The following is a 23,123-nucleotide window of genomic DNA, read 5'->3' on the forward strand; positions in this document are numbered from 1 at the left end:
GGAGTGGACATGCGTCGTCGTCGTTTCTTGATTCTAGCCGCTTGTTGTGCCGGCCTCTGCCTCCAGTCTTGTTCCACGTCACAAAGCAAATCGGCGGGAAATTTTCGCCAAGGCAACTATCGGTACTATTGGGAACGGGAATCGTATGCCCACGGTGGCGGGCGCTCGCACCGTCATAAGCGCGTCCGCGGCGATGTCCCGTTAGTCATGAACGAAAAGGTCCAGGCCTGGCTCGACTATTTCACCGGTCCGGGGCGTCCGTGGCTCGACCGTTCGTTGCAACGATCCGGTCGTTACATCGACATGATGCGGTCCGCGTTGGCCCGCAAAGGCCTGCCGCAAGATCTGGTCTACATTGCGCTGATCGAGAGCGGATTCGTCAATCAGGCGCGGTCGCACGCCGCGGCCGTGGGAACGTGGCAATTCATCCAGAGCACCGGGCGCCATTACGGGTTCAGCATTAATCAGTGGGTCGATGAACGCCGCGACCCGGAAAAGGCCGTCGAAAAAGCGGCCAACTTTTTCGCCGATCTCTATCGGGAATTCGGCGATTGGTACTTGGCCATGGCAGCCTATAACGGTGGACCGGGTCGTGTCCGCAATGCCATCGCCGCCGTCGGGTCGAACGATTTCTGGGAACTCTCGGCGCCAGGGCGCAATGTCTTTCGTCACGAGACACGGGAGTATGTCCCGAAGTACATCGCGGCGGCGATTATCGCGAAGCAGCCGGAGCGATTCGGATTCCACCGCATCCGGTATCAAGCCCCGCTGCAATACGACACCGCGACCATTCATGAGCAGACCGACTTGGAAACCGTCGCCGAAGCGGCGAATGTGCCGGTTTCGACGGTCGAAGACCTCAATCCCGAACTTCGTTCTGGCCTAACGCCGCCGGGCCGCTATGCGCTCAAGTTGCCGGTCGGGTCGGCGCGCCGTTTCGCGCGTGAATTTCGGCAGATTGCCTCGAATCGGCGCGTGGAAGTGGCGACGTATCGGGCGCGCAAGGGCGACACCGTCGACCGCGTCGCGAAGCGGTATGGGGTCAGCACGGAAAAATTGCTGGCGTTCAACCATAAGTCCAACGGCCGTTTAGCAAAGGGTGAAGTCCTCGAAGTCCCAGTCCAGAAAAAACGGAGCGGCGCAACTATCGAAGTAGAAGTCGCGGGCGAGGAAGCCGCGCCAATTGAATCGGTCGCAACGACGACTTCGGTCGCTTCGCCTGCGCCGGAATCCAGCAATCGTGGATTGGCACCAGTGATCGCGGCGATCGAAAAGAGGGACGAGGCCCCAGTTGCGGCGACGGCGGAGGCCTATACCGTGCGGCGCGGCGATACGTTGGCTCGGATTGCCAAACGCACCGGCGTAGCGGTTGCCGATTTGCGCCGTTGGAATGCGTTGGAAACAGGAGAGATCACGATCGGACAGAGTTTGCGGCTGACGGCGGCGAGCACGGGTGAGAGTGTGGTCGTGGCCGCTGCGGCAACGGCGGATGGCGAGCCTGCGGCGATGAACGAATCGACCGAAGGGACTGCGCCGACAGGTGTCGAAGCCCCGCGCGAACCGATCAAAGTGGTCACTGCCCAACGCCCATTGCCGACTTCGTATGTGGTGCGCAGCGGCGACACGTTGGCCACCGTTGCACGCCGCCAAGGGGTGACCGTGGCGGATCTGCGGCGCTGGAATCAATTAAACAATGGCGGCCTGAAGATTGGGCAGCGGCTGCGATTATCGCCCACCGGCAATGCGGCGCGGACGGCAGCGCCCACCGTGGCGAGCAGCGCACGCGGCGCGACACATCTGGTCCGTCGTGGCGACACGCTCGGCGCGATCGCGAAGCGCTATGGTGTTTCGTTGGCCGAGCTGAAAACAATGAACCGGCTCGGAAAGGCTGGGGCGTTGCGGCCGGGACAGAAGTTAGTCGTGAAGACCGGCAAGAGTGCTCCGGTGACGCCCGCCACTCCGGTGGCGGCGACGGCCGCTCCGCGAAGCTCCACCGTTGTCGCGAACGCCAGTTGGGTCCGCAGTCCGGCGAAGGGCCGCCACATTATGCACAAAGTGCGGCGTGGCGACACGATCTGGGATCTGGCCAAAGTCTATAAAGTGACGCCGCACCAAATTAAACAGTGGAACCAACTCAGCCACAACACCCTCAAACCCGGCCAAATGATCACGATCAGAGTCTCGTCGTAAGGGATTGTTTGCAAAATCGATGTGGTGATTCAGGGCTTTCCATAACGCATGCTCGCATTCAATGCGGGGGCCGGGTGGAGGGGCCAGCGTGTCGAGTGCATCACTCTTGATATGAGGGAATTTCAAGAAAATATTTTCTTGAAATGCGCCATTTTTTAGCCAAGCGTCTCTGCTGGGTCTATTCAAGGTTGCCGCAATGACTGATCTCCTTCCGCCTTGGCCGCTGTTCTCCGCATTCCTTCTTGCGAGCTTTGTCCTCGCCGTCACGCCTGGGCCTGGCGTGCTCTACATCGTTACGCGCAGCCTTGTTCAGGGGCGCCGGTCCGGGTTGGTATCGGTGGCGGGTGTTGCTCTCGGCAATCTCGGCAACGCGGTTGCTGCTTCGGCTGGTCTTGCCGCTTTGTTCGCGGTTTCTTCACTTGCTTTCTCCATAGTCAAGTATGCCGGCGCGCTCTACCTTGTGTGCCTCGGCGTGCAAATGCTCCGTTCCTCCCCTGTCGAGAATTCAGCCGCCATACCCGGCGCTGTGCCACTTAAGCGCGCCTTCCGTGACGGTTTCGTTGTTGCTCTGCTCAATCCCAAGACTACGGTTTTCTTTTCTGCGTTTCTGCCGCAGTTCCTGAGCGCCAATGCGCCGCCCATGTTTCAGAGCATCGCGCTTGGTTCTCTCTTTGTGGCAATCGCCGCAGTAACCGACAGTGCCTACGCTTTGGCCGCTGGTGCGGCCGCGCCAGCGCTGCGCGGCTGCATCATTCGCCGCATCGGTCGGTGTCTCGGCGGCGGCGTGTTTATCGGGCTCGGTATCTTCGCTGCACTCGCGGGGTCGCGCGGTGCCAAATAGGCCTATATGCGGGTAGCTGACCCGGAGAATCCAATTGCATAGTCAACCGCCGCCCAACAATGCGCCCACGGCGGACGGCTACGCCGCCGCTTAGCTTGGTCATTAGTTCGCACAAGGGGCAGAGCGTCGACATTGGCTTTCTCCCGCCGTTCAAAAAAATACAGATAGACGGAGTTCCAGAGATGGGACGAATGAGTCTGGTGTGTTCAGATCTTGGAACTTCGTCTGATATTGGTGGTGCTAAACAAAGGGTAAACAGCATGCCGCCGAACAACGCCAAAAATTTTTCCTCTGCCCGCCGTTCATCAGCGGCTGTATGTCCTCCTAAGCTGAAAGATGCACGGCCGTTGATGAAGTTGTCCCCACTCTGACATTGATTTCAGTCGCCCGCTGTGGCCTACTGCGCCTTAGCAGGAGGACGCTATGGAAAAAATGCTGACGTGGGACGAAGTGCAAGCGCAGTACAAAGATCAATGGGTGGCCTTCACCGAATGGGAAGAAGATGAACATGGCGATGTGATCAAAGGGCGCGTGGCGTATAGTCATCCGAGTCAAACGATTTTCTACGAATATCTCAAAACCGCGCTTCGACCGCAGAAAAAAAGAATTGCCAGCCGCTATACGGGCAATGTGAGAGGCCCGTTCTTTTTAGGATCATAACGCATGATTGCCGCATTTCATTATGACGCGAAGAAGGATCTTATTCACGTCCCGGGCAATATGTGGGGTCCGTTGGGCGAGCAGAATGTCCGTTTCGCGTTTGATCCAGGTGCCTACCGCACGATCATCAATACACGCTTGACTGATGCACTTGGCTATCAGGTGGCGGGAGACAGTCAAAAGGTGAGCACCGCGTCAGTCATTGGCAGGGAATGGGGCTATACTCTCAGAGTGGAAAAACTATCGATCCTTGGTTTCGAGTTCCCCAATCTTCAGATCGCCTGCTTCGATCTCCCCGAACAATACGATATCGATGGCCTGATCGGCCTTGATCTCATCGAGCAGTTCGAAATCACACTCCGCCATCGAGACCGCTGGATCCAGTTTCGATTGTTGGGGTGAAAAAAAGTACAGCCGCTAAAAAACACCGATGAAGCCACTCATTTCGCACAGTCTCTGTATTCGACCGTTTCAGGAGCGCGATGGGGTGTCTTTTGTTGCGGCGGCTCGCGAATCGGTCTCGTCCGTGGGGAGGTGGTTGCCGTGGTGCCATGACAATTACGGGCTGGACGAGGCGGCGGCATGGTTTGCCCTCTGTGCGCAGCAGCTACAGTCCGGTTCCGCGTACGAATTTGGAATTTTTTCGACAGTCACCGATGACTTGCTCGGGGGCATCGGAATCAACCAACTCAACCGCGACCACAATTTTGGCAACGTCGGTTACTGGGTACGCCAATCCCAACAACGAAAGGGCATTGCGGCACAGGCCGTAACGACCATCGCGAACTATGGCTTCCAAGCGCTGCAGCTCACCCGGTTGGAGATCGTGATCGCCGAAGGCAATCGGGCCAGCCGCCGAGTCGCGGAAAAAGTCGGCGCCGTGTTGGAGTGTGTTGCCCGCAATCGGCTGATCATCCACGGCAAGACACATGCGGCTGCCATCTATTCATTAGTGCCCGGGCAAAGTGCTCTCTAAGGTGCGTTTGCAATATTATGGAACGCGCACATCGTTTTGTTGAGCATTACAAAAGTACCTCGCAGTGCGTTGTGGGGAGTATTCTGGCACCTCTGGGTAATTAGTTGAAACCACTGAAATTTTCCGAATCGGCTAGTCGTATAATTTCAATATGAAAATTATACGGCGCAGTGTGTTGGGCTCCGTCTGGCCGCCATTATCAAGCAATGCACTAATTTATATATCGATTCTTGAATTCATCCGCTGTGGCACACTCATTGCTTTATACGCCGTACAAGGGGGAAGCCATGGGACAATGCACTGTATCTGTCCGGTCGAGCGGTATCAAAAAAATCGCGGCCATCTTGCTCGGGGTCTTGTTGTTGACGGCGAGTGGGGAGGTGAATGCGGGGATCGAGGCGGGTTTCATTGATACCGGCGCCGGTCGAGTGTTGTTGATCGATGAACCGGAGCGCGGGGTCCAAGCGGCCTTCGGGTTTTCGCTGGAATCGATTCGCTTCCAAGGTTCCGGGGCGGCGCTGCCGGGACAAATCTATGTCGTGTCGCCGAGCGGTCGGTGGCGCGTGGCCGCGATGGCCGTCGCGGATCGGCAAGGGATGCGCGTGAGTCTGCCGGCGGGCCAGGGCAGCAAGCTCGTCTATACGAATCGACAAGGATCCATCGTCGGTGGCGTGGGATGGAGTGCCGCCGAGGTGCAACGCTTCGCGGCGCTGCACGATTTGCATGATCTCATGCCGTTCGCGGCGTTGGCCAAGCCGGAGCTGCAGCCGGGATTCTATGAGTCGATTGCGTTGAGTGCGATCAGCGTGGCCGATGCCACGGCAGTCAGTGCCGGTGAACGCGCCATGATTTTTCTGAGTGCGGTAGAAATGCTCGGCGGTAATGCCGCGCGCAATCTTGTGGATGCGATTCTACAGACGGCGGATAGTGACAATACCGAGTCCCTGGCGGGGTTTGCGGAACTGTTCTTTGGCGATGCGCCGCAGCTTGTGGGTGAGCCGATCGTCGGTGGGGTCCATTTGCTGAGTGGGGATCTCGTTGGCATGGGTGACAACGGCGGTGTCGGTCCCACGAAGGGCTCTGTGGCCATGGGTGATAATGGTGGCGTTGGCCCCACGAAGGGTTCGGTCGCGATGGGTGACAACGGCGGTGTCGGGCCGACCAAGGGTTCCGTGGCCATGGGGGACAACGGCGGCGTCGGCCCGACCAAGGGCTTGGTTGATCCGTCGGTGTTGGTTGCCGGCAGTGCGGCTGGATTGAGTGTGCCGCTGCCGCCTGCCCCGATTGGACTCTCCGCCGATTGCTCGGGGAACTTCATCTTTCTGCTGGGCCAATAATCGGGTCCGAGTCACTGAAATAGCGCTTGCCAGAGGAGGGCTCCGATAGTACGGCGCATAATATATGCCGCCGTTGGATCTCCTCCCCGCGCTCTCTGCATCATTAGAACAGTACACGCGTACCGGTGTTGCGCTCTGGGATTGGTTGGTCGGTGACGTGTCTTGCGAGTGGTCGGCGGTCGGCCCACATTGCGAGGCTCATCCGGATCCCAGTACGTTGCTGTGTGATTTGTACGAATCTTCCGCCACCGTTGCGAAATCACCCAACACCCATCCATCCGTGTCGGCGTTGCGGACGCAGGGCGCCGCGTTACTCCAACGCCATCTCCCGGAAGCGGCGGTCGGCATGTTGTGCCAGGCGCGACGGTTTGCAGCGACGCCAGCGGAACGCTCGACCGCCTACACGGCATTGGGCGAAACCGTGACCTCGCTCCCGTGGCTGTTTGAGAGTGGCTTTGCTGTCGCCACCAGTCAGGCGTTGTTCACGCAGGCCGTGGCCGTGGATCCCCATAATGCCCGCGCGCGCTTGCTGCATGCGGCATTCATGGTGACTGAGAATCCCGCAGCGGCATTGGCGGCGTTGCCGTTGGTCGAGGCCGATCGGGCCCGTTGGGAAGGGAGCGACGTCGACTATTATCGGTTACGCGCGAAGGTGGGGTTGATCGCTGGGGATCCGGCGGTGGCGGTGGCGGAGGCGGAACGGTTGATCTCCATCGCACGCGGTGCCGACGTGATCGAGGCGCGTCTGCTGCGCGCGGAAGGACTGCTCGCAGCGGCTCGTGCGGATGAGGCACTCGAGGAATATTTGTCGACGTGTGCCGCGGTGTCGCGACTGCGCGTTGACCCGGAAGTGCAACGTGGTTGGTGGGGGCAGGGTATCTACGGCGCATTGGAAGCGGCTCGCGGCGTTGCGACCGAAGCGGCGTGGCGGCGCGTCTATGCCAGCCCCTTTGCGACCGCGTTGCCGTTGGAAGACCTGAGTCATGGGATGCGGTTTCAGTATCAAGTCGGAGACGATACGTCCGCGATTCGGCTGGCGCGGGGCGTGCTCGACGCCGTCAATGCGGAGTGGGCGAGTGTCGTCGCCCTGCCGGATGGGGAGCGTGGGCCGTCGTTGGAACGCCTCTGGACGCACAAGAAAAGCGCGCAGTTCATTGGCTCGTGGGCATTGGCGCGTTTAGGCCACGATCCGGAGCCGCAGTTGGGGAAACGCCCGCCTCGTGGGCAGTCTCCGTCGAATCGCTTATTGTCCGATCCGCTCGCGAATCTATTCGGGATGTACGACGATCCGTTTGTAGACCCCGAAGAGAACATAACCGACTCGGTCGATATTACAACGCATCCGTTGGCCTTCGTGTCCGCGGCGGCGATCGGGGCGCAGGCGGCGCTGCGTACGCCTGAGAAACGGATGTCCGAGCGGGATCGGGGTTTACTCCTGGTCGCGATGCGTCCGGAGGTCACGATCGCATGGGTGCGGTTGTCCGATCCGGCCGAGCCGGATGCCGTCTGGTCCGCCGAGCAAGTGATCATGTTGTTGCAACAATGTATCGCGCACGCCGTCCGGCACGGCGATGCAGAGGCCGCGGCCGGCGTCGTGTTGCAACTGCACCGTTTCGGGGACGCGCATACCGGGACGCCGGTGTCCGGCGCCACGATAGCGGCGATCCAGGCTGTACGCGGACATTTCACCGAATGGGTCACCGCGTTGCGGCGGCTCGGTGAGGGACATGAAAAGGACTATCGCCGCCAACAGTACTCGCAGCGCGCGGTGGAATTCGCGCGTCTGGCGGAGGCCTATGCGTCGACGGATATCGCGCTCAAGTCGGCCAAGATCGAGGCGTTGGTGCAGTTGCATCGCTTTTCGCCCGCCACAAACGACCCGATGTTTCAGACCGAACGCGTGCTGCGGGAGGCCCTTGAGACCATCCAAGCAGTAGTCACGTTGCGAGAACAGGGCCGACCGAACAATGACCCGAGCATTGCGCCGGTCGATTTGCAACACGAAGATGGCCGTGCGGAACAATTTCAGCAGATCGCCGTGGTGTGGGAACGCAAAGTGTCGGATCTCCTGACGGAGTTGCAGTTATATCGTGACACGCCGGTCGCCGTGCCGTTGAGCGATGTGAAGTTGTTCGATGCATTGCGCACGACCTGTGCGCTGGAACCGGAGGCGGCCACGACGCTCGCCGAACGGTGCACGGCGCTCGATCGGCAGCTTGGTCAATTGTCGTCGCGGGAACTGTTGCAGTTGGGCTGGGTCGCGTCGGAATTCATGGAGTATCTGGCGGACAGTCGTGTCCCCAAAGGTGTGCCGTCGAATACGCCGGAGGATCGGTCGTTGCGCTATGAATTGACCGCCGCCACGTTAGTGAGCGGAGTCGCGCTATTGCGGATGACGGAATGGTTTGCCGATGAGCCGGAGGGTTGGTTGGAACTGAGCCGCTGGTTTTACAACCTCGGGAAGAAGGAAGAGAGTTTCGAGCGCAGTATCGAAGTCGCGCAGCGCGTGATCACGGTCGTTGGGATCTTACGGGAAAAGCAACTCGCCGGCGACGAACAGTTCGGCGATGCGGTGCGGAATACGTGTTGGACCTATATCGAAGCGGCGCGCAAGCTGGGACGGTCTTCTGTGGCGTCGGCCAAAGAGTTGCTCACGCAGGTCGAGCCGCTGCTCAAACAGGCCGATAAAGTGGTGTTGCTCCCGATCTATCGGCGGGATCTCGTGTATTTGTGGATCAAGTATTACATCGTGCGGCAGAACCTTGCCGATCAGCGCCGGATCTGGGCCGCAGCGGAACGCTTCGGGGATCAACCGAAATTGTGCGTGCGCGTGAATGAAATCGCGGCGCAAGATCCCGAGGCGATGCGCTATTACGACTTGGTCCAACGGCGCGTGACGGAGCTGGAGCAATTGGAACAGCGTCCCGGTCCGCTGTGGTTCGCGAAAGCGGGAATTGCGCATCATTGGGGAAAATTCAGCGAAGCGGCGGATTGGTATGAAAAGGCGTTGAGCGCGGAAGGATGGCCGGCGGACGCGCGTCAGGAGCGGCTCAGCTCGAAAGATGAATTGGCGGATGTGTTGAAGAATTATTTGTGCAGTGAGCGACCGGCCTATCCGGAGAGTTGTCGCGTTGCCGAGCGGATTGTGGAGTTGACGAGCGATTTGACGCAAGCGTATGCCAATTCCCAGGAATATGCGGATGTGCTGCGGCGTTCGGAAGCGGTGCGCGCCGTCTATTGTCGTCCGGGAGTGGGCGTGACACCTGGCGGGGCGCGGTAACGAGGAGTGATCATGATGGGCGTACGGCGGAGAATTCCATTTCTCGGGCTCACCGGGTTCGGCGCGGTGAGTGCGCGGCGTCGCTTCGGGTTCATCATGAGCACGCCGGATGGAGCGCCGCGCGCGGGCTTTTCTCCCACGCTCATCGAGGAACTCCCGGTGCCGTTTGGGGACATTGCCGACGCGGTGTCGTGTGCAGCAGAAATGGTTGCGTATCAGCGGATGGTGTCCCGTTGGTTGGGGCGTAATCATGCGCCGCTGCGACCACGGATGCGGTTTGGTGACGCTCCCGGCGCGCGTGGTGGATCGCCGCGCATGGCCTCAGAAATTGCTGGGCGGCTGCTCCGCCGTATGGGGGCGCCGGATCGTGCGCCCAGTGCGGCGCGAGGGACGACTCCATCGCTAACACCGCCGGAGCGATTGCAACAACTCGTGGCGGAAGTCGTGTCGGAAGCCGCACACCCTAGGTCGTGGGTCGAGGCATTAATGCATGGAGTCATGTTAACGTCGTCGCAACAGGCCGCGGCGATGGCGGCGCTGCACGCAATCGCGCTGCGGGCCAGTCGTTTGTCGCGGCCGCCACGTCAGGATTCGCCAAGTGCCGGACGAAAACGCCAGGTCTTTACCGATTTCGACGCGATGATCCGGTTTTGGACGGTGGCGCCCTCGTTGGTTGAACCGTACAAGGCGTTGCCGGCGGGCACGCAGTGGCTCATTGCGGCATGCTTCGGTTATCCCGATCTGTGGCGCGACCTCGGTAGTCAACTGACGGCGGAAGGGGATCAAGCAGGTGCAGGAGTCGTCGTGCTCAGGACATTCGAACGTTTGCGCGAGGACTTGTGGCGTCGACTGCAAAATCGGATTGGGCATGACCGCAAAAGCCGTGAGGAACGGCACTGGGCGCACGATCAGCCCATCGACTTGGAGGCGCTGCGCGGTCTGAACGGACGCGGGCCGCAAGGCGTGTGGTTGGCAAAGTCTGCGCAGCCGCCGGCTTCGGTTGCGCCCGCCGCGCCGCGTGCCACGGAGACACCGCGACCGGACGTTGCCGTGCAAACGTTGTTAGCCGAAGTCGAGCACGCCGATGCCGCTGCGGCGCGCATGGTGCGTGGTGTGGTGATCTATTTGAAACGACGAGGCAGCGTGACCGAGGAACAAGCGGCCGCGGTGCGCTGTTTACTGCAATGGGCGACTGACGCGGCACACCGAGCCGACGTGCAGCAAGTGCTCAAAGTGCGCGGCGAGGCGGCGTTGCTGCACCTGTTCGCATATGCAGATCTCCCTGCGCTGCAGCGCGTCGCCGTGTTACAAACGATGAGTCGCTGGGCCCAAGAGTCAGGACATCAGAGCATCACTTTCCATTTCGAGCGCCGCGGCCCCGACGTTGTAGTCACAGCGCATCGCCCGGTAATGGGTGATATTACAACCCGCGTCGCAGCGGATGGAATGAGCGCGTCTACGGCGCCGCGTTGAAGAGATCCGCGCAGCTTCCCATTCAGCCAGCCAGCCGCTACAGCACGACATAGTGCGCAGCAATCACGGTCTTGAATTCGTCACTCAGGGCATGCCAATCGACAACATCGACACGAATCGGCAGATCGGATTCTTGGAAGGCCTCCCGCAACGCACCGAGCGTGTTGAGTGAAAGACGCTCACGGTCCACAATAGCCAGATCCAAATCGGAATATTTTTTTGGTGTCCCGGCCGCGCGCGAACCAAAGACTCGCACTTCGGCGGCTGGAACATGCTGCGAGAGGATCGCCTTCACCTGCGCGAGCTGGTCGGCGGGCAGGTCAATCATTGCGCGCCTCGAGCTGCTCGCAGAACTGTGTCGCTTGGCGCAAAAAAATACCTGCGACTCGTGCGACATCCTGGGCCACGTCGCCATCGTAGGTATGTGTCATTTCATTGCGCGCCTGATGAAACGTCATCCAGCGGTCGACATCGTCGATCAATAGGTGTTCTGCGGCGATGCGGAACAATTCTCGCCGCGTCACGCCGTCGACTTGGATCTCACTCACATTGTGCTCCAACCACCGCTTCATCATCTTCCAACATTGTTCATACGCCACTTGAAAATTCTGAATCACCCCAGCCCGCAGCGTCTCTTGAGTCGCTAAATCCACTACGTCCATTACCGTTGGCGACTCGACCACGTGGAGCGCTCGCGCTAACGCGTCAATTGATTTCTTCAGGTTGCTGAGTTTGAGCGACATGCCAGGTTCATAAAGGATTTTTCCGCCGGCGTCATGGCATTTTCAACAGCTTACGGAGCCGACTCGATAATGTCCGCCAATGCGGCGCGTGCTGTTTCCCAGACGTCGGGGTCGGTCGACCAACTGATGTCGGAGTGCAGATACGTCGGATCGTTCGGGTTATCGATGCCGTACTCCCAATAAAACTTCGGCAGCATCTGATGCACGAGTTGTTGCACTGCGGCGGGAGCCTTGGCGGCGGCCATCGTGAGGTAATCGACATCTTGAATGCCGCGCCGCCAGAGTTTCAGCCGCAAGCTCGCGAATGGACCTTGGACGCCGTAGGAATCTTGCGGATAGCGCATGTCGGAGCCGGGATAGAAGAGCACGCCGTCGCCGTTGCCGTACATCCAGCCGGTCTCGCCGTAGGTCGGATCGTTCGGATCGGCGATGCAGCCGAAGGTCATCGCGGTTTGGAAGACGTTGGTCTCGCCGGTGCAACCTTGGTAATTGCTGTAATATGTCGATTCCCAATAAAACCAGCGGTCGATCTGTTTTTTGTACTGTCCCCACGCCAACGCGCGCAATGCCACGCCGTCGTCTTCGATCGCAAAGCTTCCCGTGACCGGGCGACGGCCGTTGTAGGCGTAGAGCCGCTTATCGGGCAGGCCTTCGTAATGGTCAGCCGTGGTTTGCCACGGCACGGTGTCGCCGACTCCGGCCGGCGCGGTCGGGAGATCGAGGTTGGGGACGTTCGTGGAGATCGGGATTTTGGTTCCGTAATCGACGAGCGGAATCGTGATCATCGACATGAGTTGTTTGCCGGGACCGGGATTGTTGCCCAGCCATTGCGCCCATTGTTCGATCTGCGGATAATCGCCGCTTTCGTCGATTAAATAGAGGAAATAGTCCGCACTCGGGGCGTTTGCGGTGAACCAGTTCACCCACGCGTCGCTGTGGGTCCGCATCCCCGCCTCGCCTTCGGCCTTCCATCCCCACGAGCCGTACGTCCCGATCGAGAAGACATTATTTCCGACGCCGACGCCGGGACCTGCGTAACCGTTCGTGGCGGTGAAAAGCGAGCCGTCGAGACGCGGCACCCATTCGGGGCGCGGTTGATCGAGGTTCCAATTTTCACTGCCGGCGTTGGCGTCGATCAGCGAGACGCGGTGACGATGCGCGAGCAGAAAATGACGGTCGCGGATTTGTTTCGAGAGCAGATCGTTCGTGGTGCCCGGATTGGGATAGAGTTCACCCAAATAGCGATCGTTGAGATCGCGATAGCCGAAATAAACCATGGTCTTCGCGCTCGGGAGGTCGGGGAGTGTGAAGTTGCGGACGGCCAAGGTCACGGGGATCTGGTGCGTGACCACGCCGCCTTCGGCGATCGTGAGTGTGCCGGTGAACGTTCCCGTCGGAGCCGTTTTCGGGATGTAGACGTCGATCCAGATCCCTTGGTTTTGACCCGCAGCGATATTGAAGGTCGGGACCAAATCGAGCGGGACGGCGATTTCGGGATACAATTGGTCGTGGTCGGGCCGGTCGTCCCAGGTCGTGCCGGGCTCGGGCGTTCCATTGCCGCTCCATGGACGACGCAGGCGGGATGGCACGTGGCGTTCGTCGTAATACGATTCATAGGCCGAGCGGCTGAGGCCCTTGATGCGCAGATAGCGGAGGTAAAACAGTTCGATCGGGCGATTTACCCAGTTAAAGATGCCGCCGCCGGTGGCGGGCGTGGATTGAATCGTCGCTCCGCCGGGCCCTTGCAATTGATTGAATTGCACGGTGATCTGGCTGACGGCTTGTGTCGCGGCTTCGAGGACGAGGTTGCAATGTACGACTTCGTTCTTCGCGCCGAAGAGGTTGATCGTGTTGCCGTCCCACACTGTATTCAACCCGCTCGCCGGTGCGGTGCTGACGCGCAAGTCGTCGCGCGTGACCTTATCCTCGCCGCTGTTGGCCCAGACCGCGCTGAGCGCGGAGACCGGTGGAGGCGGCGGGGGCGGAGGTGGTTCGCCGGAGGAGGACCCGGATGAAGACGAGGATGATGAAGAGGAGGATGAGGATGATGCCGACGACGCAGCCGATGAACCGGACGATGAGGACGACGTCGAAGAGGAAGAAGACGACGACGCGCTAGACGACGATGACGAAGAGGAAGCGGATGATGATGACGACTCTGGCGGTGGAGTCTCTTCCACGGGCACGTCCGGTATCGGGTCACCTCCGGAAGAAGAGGCCGAGTCTAGTGGGGCGATTTCCGGCAACGGGTCGGCTGCCGGAATGGGTGGCGCGGGCGCCGGCTCAGGTTCAGGCTCGGCGAGTGGCGGTTCCGGTGTCGGTGCGGTCACTACGGGCGGTGGGTTAGCCGCTGGGGTCGCAGGTGGTGTGGCCGCTGGCCCGCATGCCGCCGTCCCTAGCAGCAGCCACAGGCCAACCACCGATCCAAACCGCTGCCGTGCGCGACGCATCCGTACTCCCTAACGCCATCGGCGGGCTTCCGCAAGCAACACCTTTCCGGTTGATTTCCACGGCTGGCGTGAGTTAGCAGTCTCGTCACGCTATCAGCAAATACGGAGGTGGTATGGCCAATCCGACCAGCATTGAGAGTGTCCAGCAGGCGGCGCAACTATTTCCTCCGCCTCCGTGGGGCGAACAGGCTTTCATCCGTTCCCGCGAAGCCTATCAACGGTTGTACGACCGTTCCATTAACGAACCGGACCAATTCTGGTCGGAGATCGCGAAAGAGTTTTTTTGGTTCGAGCCGTGGCAAGTAACGCGGCAGTACGATTTCCGCGATCGGATCGACATCAAATATTTCCTCGGCGGTCGTACCAACATCACCGTGAACGCGCTCGATCGCCACGTCCACGGCGGGATCGGGCATCATGTGGCCTATTATTGGGAGGGGAACGACGGCGAGATGCGGACCGTGACGTATCGCGAACTGCTCACAGAGGTCTGCAAGTTTGCGAACGTGTTGAAAGCCCAAGGCGTGAAGAAGGGCGATCGCGTGACGCTCTACATGCCGATGATCCCGGAGCTGGCCGTGGCGGTGCTGGCGTGTGCGCGGATCGGAGCGGTGCACAGCGTAGTATTCGGCGGCTTCTCTGCTGAATCGCTGAAAGATCGGCTGCTCGACGCGCAATCGACTTGCCTGATCACCGCCGATGCAGTGCGGCGCGGCACCAAAGAAATTCCGCTCAAGGAAACGGCGGATGCCGCCATGGCGGGCACCGCAGACGCGGGACAACCGGTCACGCGCTGTATCGTGTTCCGACGCTTGGGTTCGACGGTTACGATGCAAGCGGGCCGCGACCAGTGGTGGCACGACCTGATGCGCGACGCCGCGCCGGAATGTAAACCGGCAGTCCTAGACGCCGAGGATCCGCTCTTCATCCTCTATACCTCCGGCTCCACCGGCAAACCGAAAGGCGTGCTCCACACCACCGGCGGCTACATGGTCTACACCGCCACCACATTTAAATACGTGTTCGATTATCATCCCGGCGATATCTTTTGGTGCACGGCGGATATCGGTTGGGTGACCGGGCACTCCTACGTCGTCTACGGACCGTTGTGTAATGGCGCCACGTCGGTCATGTTCGAAGGCGCGCCGAATCATCCGGCGCCGGATCGTTGTTGGCAACTTTGTGAAAAATACGATGTCACGATTTTCTACACCGCGCCCACCGCGATCCGCGCGCTGATGCGCGAAGGCGACGCCTGGCCGCAGCGGCACGACCTCTCGAAACTCCGCGTCCTTGGCACGGTCGGCGAGCCGATCAATCCGGAGGCGTGGCGCTGGTATCACGAACAGATCGGCGGCAAACGTTGTCCTATCGTTGATACGTGGTGGCAAACGGAAACCGGTGGCATCCTGATTACACCGTTGCCGGGCGCATTCCCGTTGAAACCCGGCTCCGCAACGCTCCCATTTTTCGGCGTGCGCCCGCAAGTCGTGCGGGAAGATGGAACCGAGTGCGGCGTCAACGAAGGCGGTTTGCTCGTGCTGACGGAACCGTGGCCCGGCATCATGCGGACCGTGTTTGGTCAACATGAACGCTTTAAAGAGACCTATTTCAGTCGCTTCCCCGGGATGTATTTCACCGGCGACGGCGCGCGGCGTGACGAAGACGGTTACTTTTGGCTGATGGGCCGAGTCGACGACGTCATTAACGTCAGCGGTCATCGCATTGGCACGGCGGAAGTCGAATCGGCGCTGGTCGCCCATGGGTCCGTCGCGGAGGCCGCGGTCGTCGGATTTCCGCACGAGATCAAAGGCCAAGGACTCTACGCCTACGTCACGTTGAAGGCCGACCGCGCCGTATCGGATGCGCTCCGCACCGAGTTGGCCGCACATGTGCGCCTGCAGATCGGCGCGATCGCCGTGCCCGACCGGATCCAATTCGCCGATGCATTGCCGAAGACGCGCTCCGGCAAGATCATGCGCCGCATTCTCCGTAAGATCGCCGAAGGCGTCGTCGAGGACTTAGGCGATACCACGACGCTCGCCGAGCCCAGCGTCGTCCAGACGCTGGTTGCCGGGCGACAAGCATGAAGCTGGGCGTTGCGGGTTTATCCGGTCAACGCTTGCGCCAAGAAGAGCCCGATGTAATTCGCGATTGCGTATCCCAAGATGCCGAGCAGGATCGCGGGCGTGACCATATGGTACCAGCCGTTCGCCTCGGCCAGCGCGACGGCCGTAGATGGTCCGCCGATGTTCGCTTGCGAACAGACGAAGATCGTCGCCAAGTCCGCCTTGCTAAGCTTCCCCGCAGCGAGGATCAGCGCGCCGTGTACGGCCACGATCGTGGCGACAAAAACAAAGACCGCCGGACCGAAGCGGACGATCTCTTGGATCGACGAGACCGCGCCCATGTAGAAGAAGAAATAATAAAACAGCAACATGCCGAGCGAATACGACACATTCAACACGCGGCGGAGCGGCGTTTGCGCGACCAACAATGCGAACGTGGTGACCCATAGAATTGTCGTGTTGAAACGGAGCCACTGGATTTGGTTCGCTTCGGCGAACGCGCGGATCGGTTTCGCGATTGCAATGGAGGCGATCAAGATGCCTCCCGCCAACGCCAACGCGTAGACGATGTTCGGAATCAGTGTGGCACTGGTCACGGGTTGACTATGTTCCCGCGCGGCGAGGATTTGCTCCTGCGGCATTTCAGTGGAGAAAAAGCGCGAGAAACCGAACGGCGCGGAGAGGCCGATCATCATCCAGAGCGCGGTTACGACGTTGTCGGCTGCAAACGCCGCCGTGAAGAGATCGGTCGGGACCTCGACGGCCTTCGCCACGGCGACGGAGTTTTCGCCGCCCCCGATGTACGAGGCGACCAATTGGCCAGTCAAACGGCCGGCATCGGGACCGATCCGATCGCCGAATAAGAAAAAGGCGACCAATCCCCCAATCACTGAACAGGCGGAGCCGATCAGAAAGAACAGCAGATGTTGTGCCTTCAACGTGCGCAGCTCGCGCAAATCGAGACGAAAGAGCAGCAGCGCGATCGAGAGCGGGACGACGTAGCGGGACAGCATGTCGTACGCGTCGTCCGTTTGGGTCACGACGCCGACGTTGCCGAGGAGCAGTCCGGAAAAGATCACGAGTTGTGTAATGCCGATTCGTTCGGCCAGTTTGGATCGTGCGGCGATCCCGTGGGCGAGCGCAATAACTGCCGAGATCGCCACGAACAACGCGAATGGTTCCGTAATCATGATGTCCCTCCGCGTATGCGCTGCCTAGTTGACGTAGCGCGCGACCACTTTGCCGGTGCCGCCGCAATGTGGACAATTATCTTTCAAGCCGAAGGCGTGGAAAATCGTGCGCGCGTAGGATTCCTGTTCGTAATTGTGCAGCCCATATCGCAAGTGCGCCAGTTCGTGCGCGAACGTCATCAGCAGTTCGCGTTGCGGGATCGCGATATGCTTGCGTCGCCGCCGCTTCCCCATTTGAATCAGCACCGGGCGATGCGTGGCGATCGTGATGACTTTCGCCTCCACGCTGCACGTTCCGTAGACGCGCATTTCGCGATTGAGCGGAGGCTTGTACGATCGCACTTGTTTCGGCAACGTCAGCGACGGCATTTGGCGTTTTGCGCGCCGCAAGTGGCGCAGCATCCAGCTGAGATTTTCCGATATTTTTGTCGGAATCCGGATCGGTTTCGGCTTTGGTTTGCGGGTCGCCCCACCCACCCCAGCGCGGGGTTTGGCGAGTCGCTGCTCGATAGACGTCGACATCCGGCCCTTATAAGCGAAAAAAGCCGAGACGTGTCAATAACCTACTCAATCACGCCGAAAAGTTCTCGACTCGCGCCCGGAACTGACTAAAGTGACTTTGAACAGTTGCAGCGGGATCAATGTGAGGTCAAAGGAGGCCTGATGGCACCGCCGAAAGTTGAGCCACAACGGGTAGCAGCACGAGGTTACGGATTAGGAAGCGAACCCCTTTCGGCGAAATTGGCACGGGCCCTGGTACGAGCAGATGCTGATTTCGCAGTAGAGTTCGTAAAGAAAAAACCGCGCGTTCAAGCCTTTCGAAGGGTGGGGAACTACAGCGTTGGAATTGATCGTGGCGATGAGGCGTTTCGGGCTTTACTGAGCGGGAAAGATCAGCTGTCTGGAAGTTCGGCAGTGCAGCTGGCGCGTGTGAATGGTGTCAGCGCCGAACATCGACAATATCGTTGTGTACTGAGCGGCGAAACGCTCAAATGCACGCCAACCGATAAGGCAATGAAGACCGCTAAATAGTCCCAAGAACGGTACCTGGGAAACAACGGCCTGGTTTGACCCGAATATCCGCCGGGTTGACTTGGGCCGTTCTTTATTTTGCCGAAGTCCAGCAATCTACTGGTCACGTAGCCTGCCACCAGGCCATGCTGGCAGCATGGCCTGCTAAAAGTCGATAGGCAAATCAGCTTTATATCAGCAGGTTAGTCACAGGTGTGGGGTGTGGTGGAGGTGCGCAACTCCTTGGGGTGTTGGGCCGATACTAAGAGGGGATACGGGGGGATTTGCATGACCAGGCGGGTGGAGCGGCTGATCTTCCACGGCGAGGAGTGCCGACGGCTCTCGCAGTGGTCGGTCCAGAGCGGGGAAAAAGAGGTCGGGACCTCGACGTGGCAGTGCGGGAAGGCCGCCGCGCCGGTGCAATATGCCTATGGCCCGGCGTCGCAGGTCGATGGGGAGTATGTGCATGTGGGGGATACGTCGCTCTCTACCGACGTGTTTCGTCGCGAAGGGCGGACGCTGTGGGTCGAACGACCGGCTCCGGCGCCGGTGCAACCGCCCCATCCCGCGAATGACCTCCAAGCGCTCGATGCGGCGGCCAGGGCCGAGTCGCTCGCCGGCCGTTCCTTTACGGACGACTATGTCCGTCAACGGGGAATGGATGTTTTTCTCGAAGAAGATCCGCATCTCGCCGCGATGGTGGAACATGTGGCCGCCGAGATGGGCGAATCGGCCGCGTTGCTGTACGGCATGATGTTCACTGAGACCGGCGGCAAGATCGATCGCTACAACCCGGAATACGGGGCAGTCTGTCCGGCGCTGGGATACACGATGGATCAACTGGCGCAATGCAAGGCCGACCCGCGCCGTAACGGCGCCGGTTCGCGAGGCTTGCTGCAATTTTTCCGATCGACGCATGAGACCGGCGAAGGGAATCTCTGGCGGAAATTGGGCCGCGACGCCGTCGTCCAAGCCCGTTGGAGCGCGGTCTATCCCGGCCGTCCGTGGCCACGGCGCGGCGAATCGGTCTACGCCGATCTATTGGCGGGCGCGCGCCATTGGCAGTTAAGCCGCGAATCACGCGACTTGCCGTCTGCGAGCGCCGATCCTCGCACCGCCGTAATCCTCCGCGCCATTCACAAGGCCGGCCCACGTGGCGAAGCCATCGCGCGTCGCTTCCTCGCTGGCCACCCGACCACGTTGACCGACCACTTGCGTGATTTCCAGCAGCTCTTCGTGCTGATCCAAGAGACTCATCGGTAGTTCCCGTGCAAAAAACGTTTTCGGTGCGACACCTGTCGATCATCCAGCGTGCGTCCGACAGGTACCCAGTTACCCTGTGACAAATGGATCCGCGCAGGCTACGATGCTGTCATCGTGCGAGCCAAGGCTTGATCAACACGTCGGATGAACGGGGGACTCATGGTGCATGACACGATGTGGCGGTGGGGACGGATCATGTTGTGCTTCGGCACGATGGGACTGTGCATGCAATGCGGGACCTCGGTCCCTACGAGCGGCAGTAGCGATAGCGGCGCCGACAGCACCACGGAGGACGGGACCGATAGCACTGCCGACGACAGCGGCAGCGACGATGACAGCAACTCCGACTCCAACAGCGAAGGGTTTCGCCTCAGCGGTACGATTGCATCCGGCACCAGCGGATCGCTGGTCGGCGGTTTGAAGAGCGTGGCCACAACGCCCACCGACGCCATCGCGATCAGCCCGGGCGTTCAAGGCGCAAGCTGCCGGCAAGCCACGGTGGCCTCCGACGGCACATTCGACCTGACCCTCGAAGCGGGACAACCCTGGATGGTCGTCTTCATTGACCGCGCGCAAAGTGGCGCGTCGATGGTCGTCGGACGATTAGTCAGCGATCAACTCGACGCACTCGCGCCCAGCAGCACGGCCACGAGCCTGGACCTTTCCACCGTCACGATGGACGCCGACAGCGGAACGGCCACGTCCAGCCGTAACCTGATCGACATCGTCGCCGATTTAGGCATCGACAGCGCAGTGGCCGAACTCCTCGCGACACTCGATGACACCGTCACGCGTTACCAAAACCCCGACATCGATAACGACGGCGCGATCGACTGCTCCTCGACGACGTCGAATGCGGTACCCTATTTTCTCGACTTCCACGTCCGTTTCGACATGTCGCTGGCCGGCAGTCGCGCCAGCATTGCCGATATCCTCGACACCTTCCTCGCGGCCGATCAAACGACGGCCACGTACAGCAGCACCGGCATCTATGTCGCGTATCCGAGCTCGTTTTCGACCGAGACCACCGGCACCGTGACGTTCGCCGATGCCGTCACCACTGAAGGCGGCTCGCTGCTCGCCGCAGGCAGCACGAACGCCGCGACGACCTCATTGAGTTTTTCCGATTACTATAGTTTCGGCACCGATATTGGCGCCGCGTCGGAACTCCCCGATGGCGAAATTTCATTCGGCGTCGGCTCCGAGACGCTCACGTTTTCCGGCGTCGTGACCCCGCCACTCAGTGAATTGACGGCACCGACCGGACGCATCTTCCCATTCATCCGCTTCGATCGGACGTCGTCGAGTTGCACCAGCGGTTGTACCTTGTCGGGACTCAGTTACGAATGGCGGAAGAAGACGTCGACCGGATGGACCAGCGCGTCGGTGAGCGAACTGGCGACATTAGTGGAAGCGAATCAGGCCACGGCCGGTTTCAACGTGGGACTCGACACCAATTCCAGCCAAACCGTGTATTTCACGATCCCCGCCACCGCCGCGAGTGGCACGATCACTTGGGCCGCCGCCAATGCCAGTCTCAGCGGCGTCTCCGAAGCGGAATTCCTCGTGCTGACGACGGAACAGATCTGTCACTTGGGCCTCAGCTTCGACGACACCCTCGGCATGCGCTATTTTGCAGGATATCTGAACGCCCCCGGGACGTGTGAGTGAACCTCAGCCGTGCTCTATGCAACAGGCGTTGCGCGCGGGTGCGGCGATACTGATCTGCATTTGCGTCCATGCTCATTCCCGAGTATTCTCCCGCCGATGAAACCTTTTTGGCTCTCGTTTCTGCCGTTATTTGTCGCGATGGACGTGGTCGGGAACGTCCCGATCGTTATCTCTCTCACCAGCGACATGAGCCGCCGACAAGTGGCGCGCGTTGTACGGATGGCGGGCGTGACAGCGCTTGTCGTCGGGCTGCTCTTCATGTGGTTCGGGAAGCCGCTGCTGGCCGTGTTGCACGTCAGCCCAGCCGACTTCAAAATCGCCGGCGGATTGGTCCTGTTCGTCATCGCCGTCTCTGGCGTGATGCATGAGGAGTCCCGAAATTCCGGCGTACTGAAAGAACATATCGGCGCGGTGCCGATCGGCGTGCCGCTGATGGTCGGACCGGCGACGCTCGTCACGTTACTGCTATTGGCCGACCTCTATCCCATGTGGGCCGTGACTTCAGGCCTGGTCGTGAATGTGGCCGTCTCGTTGTTCGTCTTTCAATTCAGCCGCGTGTTGGAGCGCGTGCTGCATGTGAACGCCATCCGCGCGATTTCCAAAGTTGTCCACTTTTTCCTCGCCGCGATCGCGATCATGATGGTGCGCGTCGGGATCATGGAAGTCCTCGCTCTGATGTCGCGTCACTAACAGCATAGGTCATGCATGCGGGAATCTTTGCAAGCGAGCATCGGGACGTTATGGCATGCGGCGCGGCGCTTCCGTGACGACAACGCGCTCCATTTGGCCGCAGGGCTCGCGTTTTTCGGGACGCTGTCGCTGGTTCCGCTGCTGCTGCTGATGGTTTCAGTATTCGGCCATCTGTTAGGCCAATCGGAAAATCTCTTCCGGCAGATCGTGTTGTGGATTGGCGAAACGATTCCGGGCGTGGAGTCTGGATTCGTCGACCTGTTGCGGGGGATGGTCGCGCGCCGTGTGACCACGGGCGGCGTCGGATTGGCCTGTCTGTTATTGTCGGCATCACTGCTCTTTACCAGCCTGGAGCGGACGCTCGATCTGATCCTGCGCGTACAGCGGCGGCGCCGACTGTGGCGGAGTCAACTGCTAGCCGTCGTGTTAATCGGCGTCACATCTCTGGTCTTTTTCACGCCAGTTTTGTTGAGCAGTCTCGGCGAATTCCTTGCCCGCTATTCTGTGGAACTGCGAGTGACGGCGTGGTTTCGCGGCGGCCATTTTTTCTGGATGGCGCACGGCGTCTGGTTCGCATTCCTGATCCGTGTCGTCCCGCACGCCCGACCCCGGATGCGTTTCGTGTGGCTGGCCGCCGCGCTCTTCGCCACCCTCGCGTGGTTGGCGCGCTTCGCCTTCCACATTTACCTCTCTTACACATTCGACCGTTTCCACCTGATTTATGGCCCGCTGACCGTCTTAGTCCTGTCGCTGCTCTGGCTCTTCTACCTCAGCGCGATCTTTCTGTATTGCAGCGAAGTTGTGGCGGTAGCGGAAGCAACGCCGCCTAAGCCGGCAATTGCTGTTGAATAGCGTGTTGCAGTGCCTCGGGCTGATCGGTGCCGATCCGAAATTTCTTGCCATTCCGATACTCCACTTCCACCGCCGAGAGACCGGAGACGTTCCACAACCAGCCATGCGGGGTGAGCCGAATCCCGAATCCATAGAGGAGGGAATTGCGCGCGATCCGACTGGTCTTGATGTCGGTGAGCGGGATCGTCTTGTGAATCGTGCCGGTACCGAACCGAAGTCGCACCTGGCCATTGTCGACCTCCACGCTCAGCGAAGCGAAGAGGAAACAGAGAATCGTGGCGACCACGCCGACGGTTGCCAAGAGGCGGAGGACCCAGAGCTCTTCAATAGGCATCCACCAGAGACTCCCGAATGACCAAATGCCGACGATTGTGCATGGCAACGCGGTGACATAGCCGAACTGCGTATGGCGATACGAAGCGGGCAT

Annotated in this window: 21 protein-coding genes; 15 read left to right on the forward strand and 6 right to left on the reverse strand. The window is 60.1% G+C overall.

Annotation, left to right across the window (positions count from 1 at the left end; translation table 11 throughout):
* Positions 1-9 precede the first annotated feature (9 nt).
* The 8 genes from HY696_10750 to HY696_10785 all read left to right on the forward strand — a co-directional run bounded on the left by HY696_10750 (position 10) and on the right by HY696_10785 (position 10,757).
* Positions 10-2,190 carry a LysM peptidoglycan-binding domain-containing protein gene (locus tag HY696_10750; protein ID MBI4238873.1) on the forward strand — a complete coding sequence of 727 codons (2,181 nt, stop codon included), beginning with the start codon at positions 10-12 and terminating at the stop codon, positions 2,188-2,190.
* Between the two features lie 196 nt (positions 2,191-2,386).
* Positions 2,387-3,031 (forward strand): LysE family translocator, encoded by a 645-nt coding sequence (locus HY696_10755; GenBank protein MBI4238874.1) that lies wholly within the window; start codon positions 2,387-2,389, stop codon positions 3,029-3,031.
* A 423-nt stretch (positions 3,032-3,454) separates the two neighbouring features.
* Positions 3,455-3,691 carry a hypothetical protein gene (locus tag HY696_10760; GenBank protein MBI4238875.1) on the forward strand — a complete coding sequence of 79 codons (237 nt, stop codon included), beginning with the start codon at positions 3,455-3,457 and terminating at the stop codon, positions 3,689-3,691.
* Positions 3,692-3,694: 3 nt separating this feature from the next.
* Positions 3,695-4,093 (forward strand): retropepsin-like domain-containing protein, encoded by a 399-nt coding sequence (locus HY696_10765; protein ID MBI4238876.1) that lies wholly within the window; start codon positions 3,695-3,697, stop codon positions 4,091-4,093.
* A gap of 28 nt (positions 4,094-4,121) precedes the next feature.
* Entirely contained in the window at positions 4,122-4,667 is a 546-nt protein-coding gene (locus HY696_10770; GenBank protein MBI4238877.1) for a GNAT family N-acetyltransferase, read from the forward strand.
* Between the two features lie 287 nt (positions 4,668-4,954).
* On the forward strand, positions 4,955-6,004 hold the full coding sequence (locus HY696_10775; protein ID MBI4238878.1) for a hypothetical protein: 1,050 nt from the start codon (positions 4,955-4,957) through the stop codon (positions 6,002-6,004).
* 64 nt (positions 6,005-6,068) lie between these two features.
* A complete protein-coding gene (locus tag HY696_10780; GenBank protein MBI4238879.1) occupies positions 6,069-9,284 on the forward strand; it encodes a hypothetical protein in 3,216 nt (1,071 codons plus the stop codon).
* Between the two features lie 12 nt (positions 9,285-9,296).
* Positions 9,297-10,757 (forward strand): hypothetical protein, encoded by a 1,461-nt coding sequence (locus tag HY696_10785; GenBank protein MBI4238880.1) that lies wholly within the window; start codon positions 9,297-9,299, stop codon positions 10,755-10,757.
* Positions 10,758-10,794: 37 nt separating this feature from the next.
* On the opposite strand, the gene HY696_10790 is transcribed toward HY696_10785, so the two are convergent.
* Genes HY696_10790 through HY696_10800 form a run of 3 tightly spaced genes read right to left on the reverse strand, consistent with a single transcriptional unit; the run spans position 10,795 to position 13,374 of the window.
* Positions 10,795-11,085, reverse strand: coding sequence for a nucleotidyltransferase domain-containing protein (locus HY696_10790; GenBank protein ID MBI4238881.1), 291 nt, complete (start codon positions 11,083-11,085; stop codon positions 10,795-10,797).
* The gene (locus tag HY696_10795; protein ID MBI4238882.1) at positions 11,078-11,500 is read right to left on the reverse strand and encodes a nucleotidyltransferase substrate binding protein; all 423 of its coding nucleotides are present in this window, start codon (positions 11,498-11,500) and stop codon (positions 11,078-11,080) included. The genes HY696_10790 and HY696_10795 overlap by 8 nt, the downstream gene beginning before the upstream one ends.
* 50 nt (positions 11,501-11,550) lie before the next feature.
* Positions 11,551-13,374, reverse strand: coding sequence for a DUF4091 domain-containing protein (locus HY696_10800; GenBank protein MBI4238883.1), 1,824 nt, complete (start codon positions 13,372-13,374; stop codon positions 11,551-11,553).
* Between HY696_10800 and HY696_10805 the strand changes: the two genes are divergently transcribed.
* Positions 13,349-13,963, forward strand: a complete 615-nt coding sequence (locus HY696_10805) for a hypothetical protein (GenBank protein ID MBI4238884.1) — start codon at positions 13,349-13,351, stop codon at positions 13,961-13,963. The two genes, HY696_10800 and HY696_10805, sit on opposite strands and share 26 nt — an antisense overlap.
* Positions 13,964-14,063: 100 nt before the next feature.
* Positions 14,064-16,040, forward strand: a complete 1,977-nt coding sequence (gene acs, locus HY696_10810) for an acetate--CoA ligase (protein MBI4238885.1) — start codon at positions 14,064-14,066, stop codon at positions 16,038-16,040.
* A 17-nt stretch (positions 16,041-16,057) separates the two neighbouring features.
* On the opposite strand, the gene HY696_10815 is transcribed toward acs, so the two are convergent.
* Together HY696_10815 and HY696_10820 are read right to left on the reverse strand one after the other, a co-directional pair.
* Positions 16,058-17,209: a DUF819 family protein gene (locus HY696_10815; GenBank protein ID MBI4238886.1), complete on the reverse strand. Its 1,152-nt coding sequence runs from the start codon at positions 17,207-17,209 to the stop codon at positions 16,058-16,060.
* 24 nt (positions 17,210-17,233) lie between these two features.
* Positions 17,234-17,731 carry a hypothetical protein gene (locus HY696_10820; GenBank protein MBI4238887.1) on the reverse strand — a complete coding sequence of 166 codons (498 nt, stop codon included), beginning with the start codon at positions 17,729-17,731 and terminating at the stop codon, positions 17,234-17,236.
* Between the two features lie 141 nt (positions 17,732-17,872).
* Here HY696_10820 and HY696_10825 point away from each other — a divergent pair, with 141 nt between their 5' ends.
* The 5 genes from HY696_10825 to HY696_10845 all read left to right on the forward strand — a co-directional run bounded on the left by HY696_10825 (position 17,873) and on the right by HY696_10845 (position 22,696).
* Positions 17,873-18,241 (forward strand): hypothetical protein, encoded by a 369-nt coding sequence (locus tag HY696_10825; protein ID MBI4238888.1) that lies wholly within the window; start codon positions 17,873-17,875, stop codon positions 18,239-18,241.
* Between the two features lie 267 nt (positions 18,242-18,508).
* Positions 18,509-19,483, forward strand: a complete 975-nt coding sequence (locus HY696_10830) for a hypothetical protein (protein MBI4238889.1) — start codon at positions 18,509-18,511, stop codon at positions 19,481-19,483.
* Between the two features lie 159 nt (positions 19,484-19,642).
* On the forward strand, positions 19,643-21,154 hold the full coding sequence (locus HY696_10835; GenBank protein ID MBI4238890.1) for a hypothetical protein: 1,512 nt from the start codon (positions 19,643-19,645) through the stop codon (positions 21,152-21,154).
* A 96-nt stretch (positions 21,155-21,250) separates the two neighbouring features.
* Entirely contained in the window at positions 21,251-21,844 is a 594-nt protein-coding gene (locus tag HY696_10840) for a MarC family protein (protein ID MBI4238891.1), read from the forward strand.
* Positions 21,845-21,859: 15 nt separating this feature from the next.
* Positions 21,860-22,696, forward strand: coding sequence for a YihY family inner membrane protein (locus HY696_10845; protein ID MBI4238892.1), 837 nt, complete (start codon positions 21,860-21,862; stop codon positions 22,694-22,696).
* Here HY696_10845 and HY696_10850 read toward each other — a convergent pair.
* Positions 22,671-23,123, reverse strand: coding sequence for a hypothetical protein (locus HY696_10850; protein MBI4238893.1), 453 nt, complete (start codon positions 23,121-23,123; stop codon positions 22,671-22,673). The two genes, HY696_10845 and HY696_10850, sit on opposite strands and share 26 nt — an antisense overlap.

The organism is Deltaproteobacteria bacterium (genome assembly GCA_016210045.1).
In the GTDB taxonomy this organism is placed as follows: Bacteria; UBA10199; UBA10199.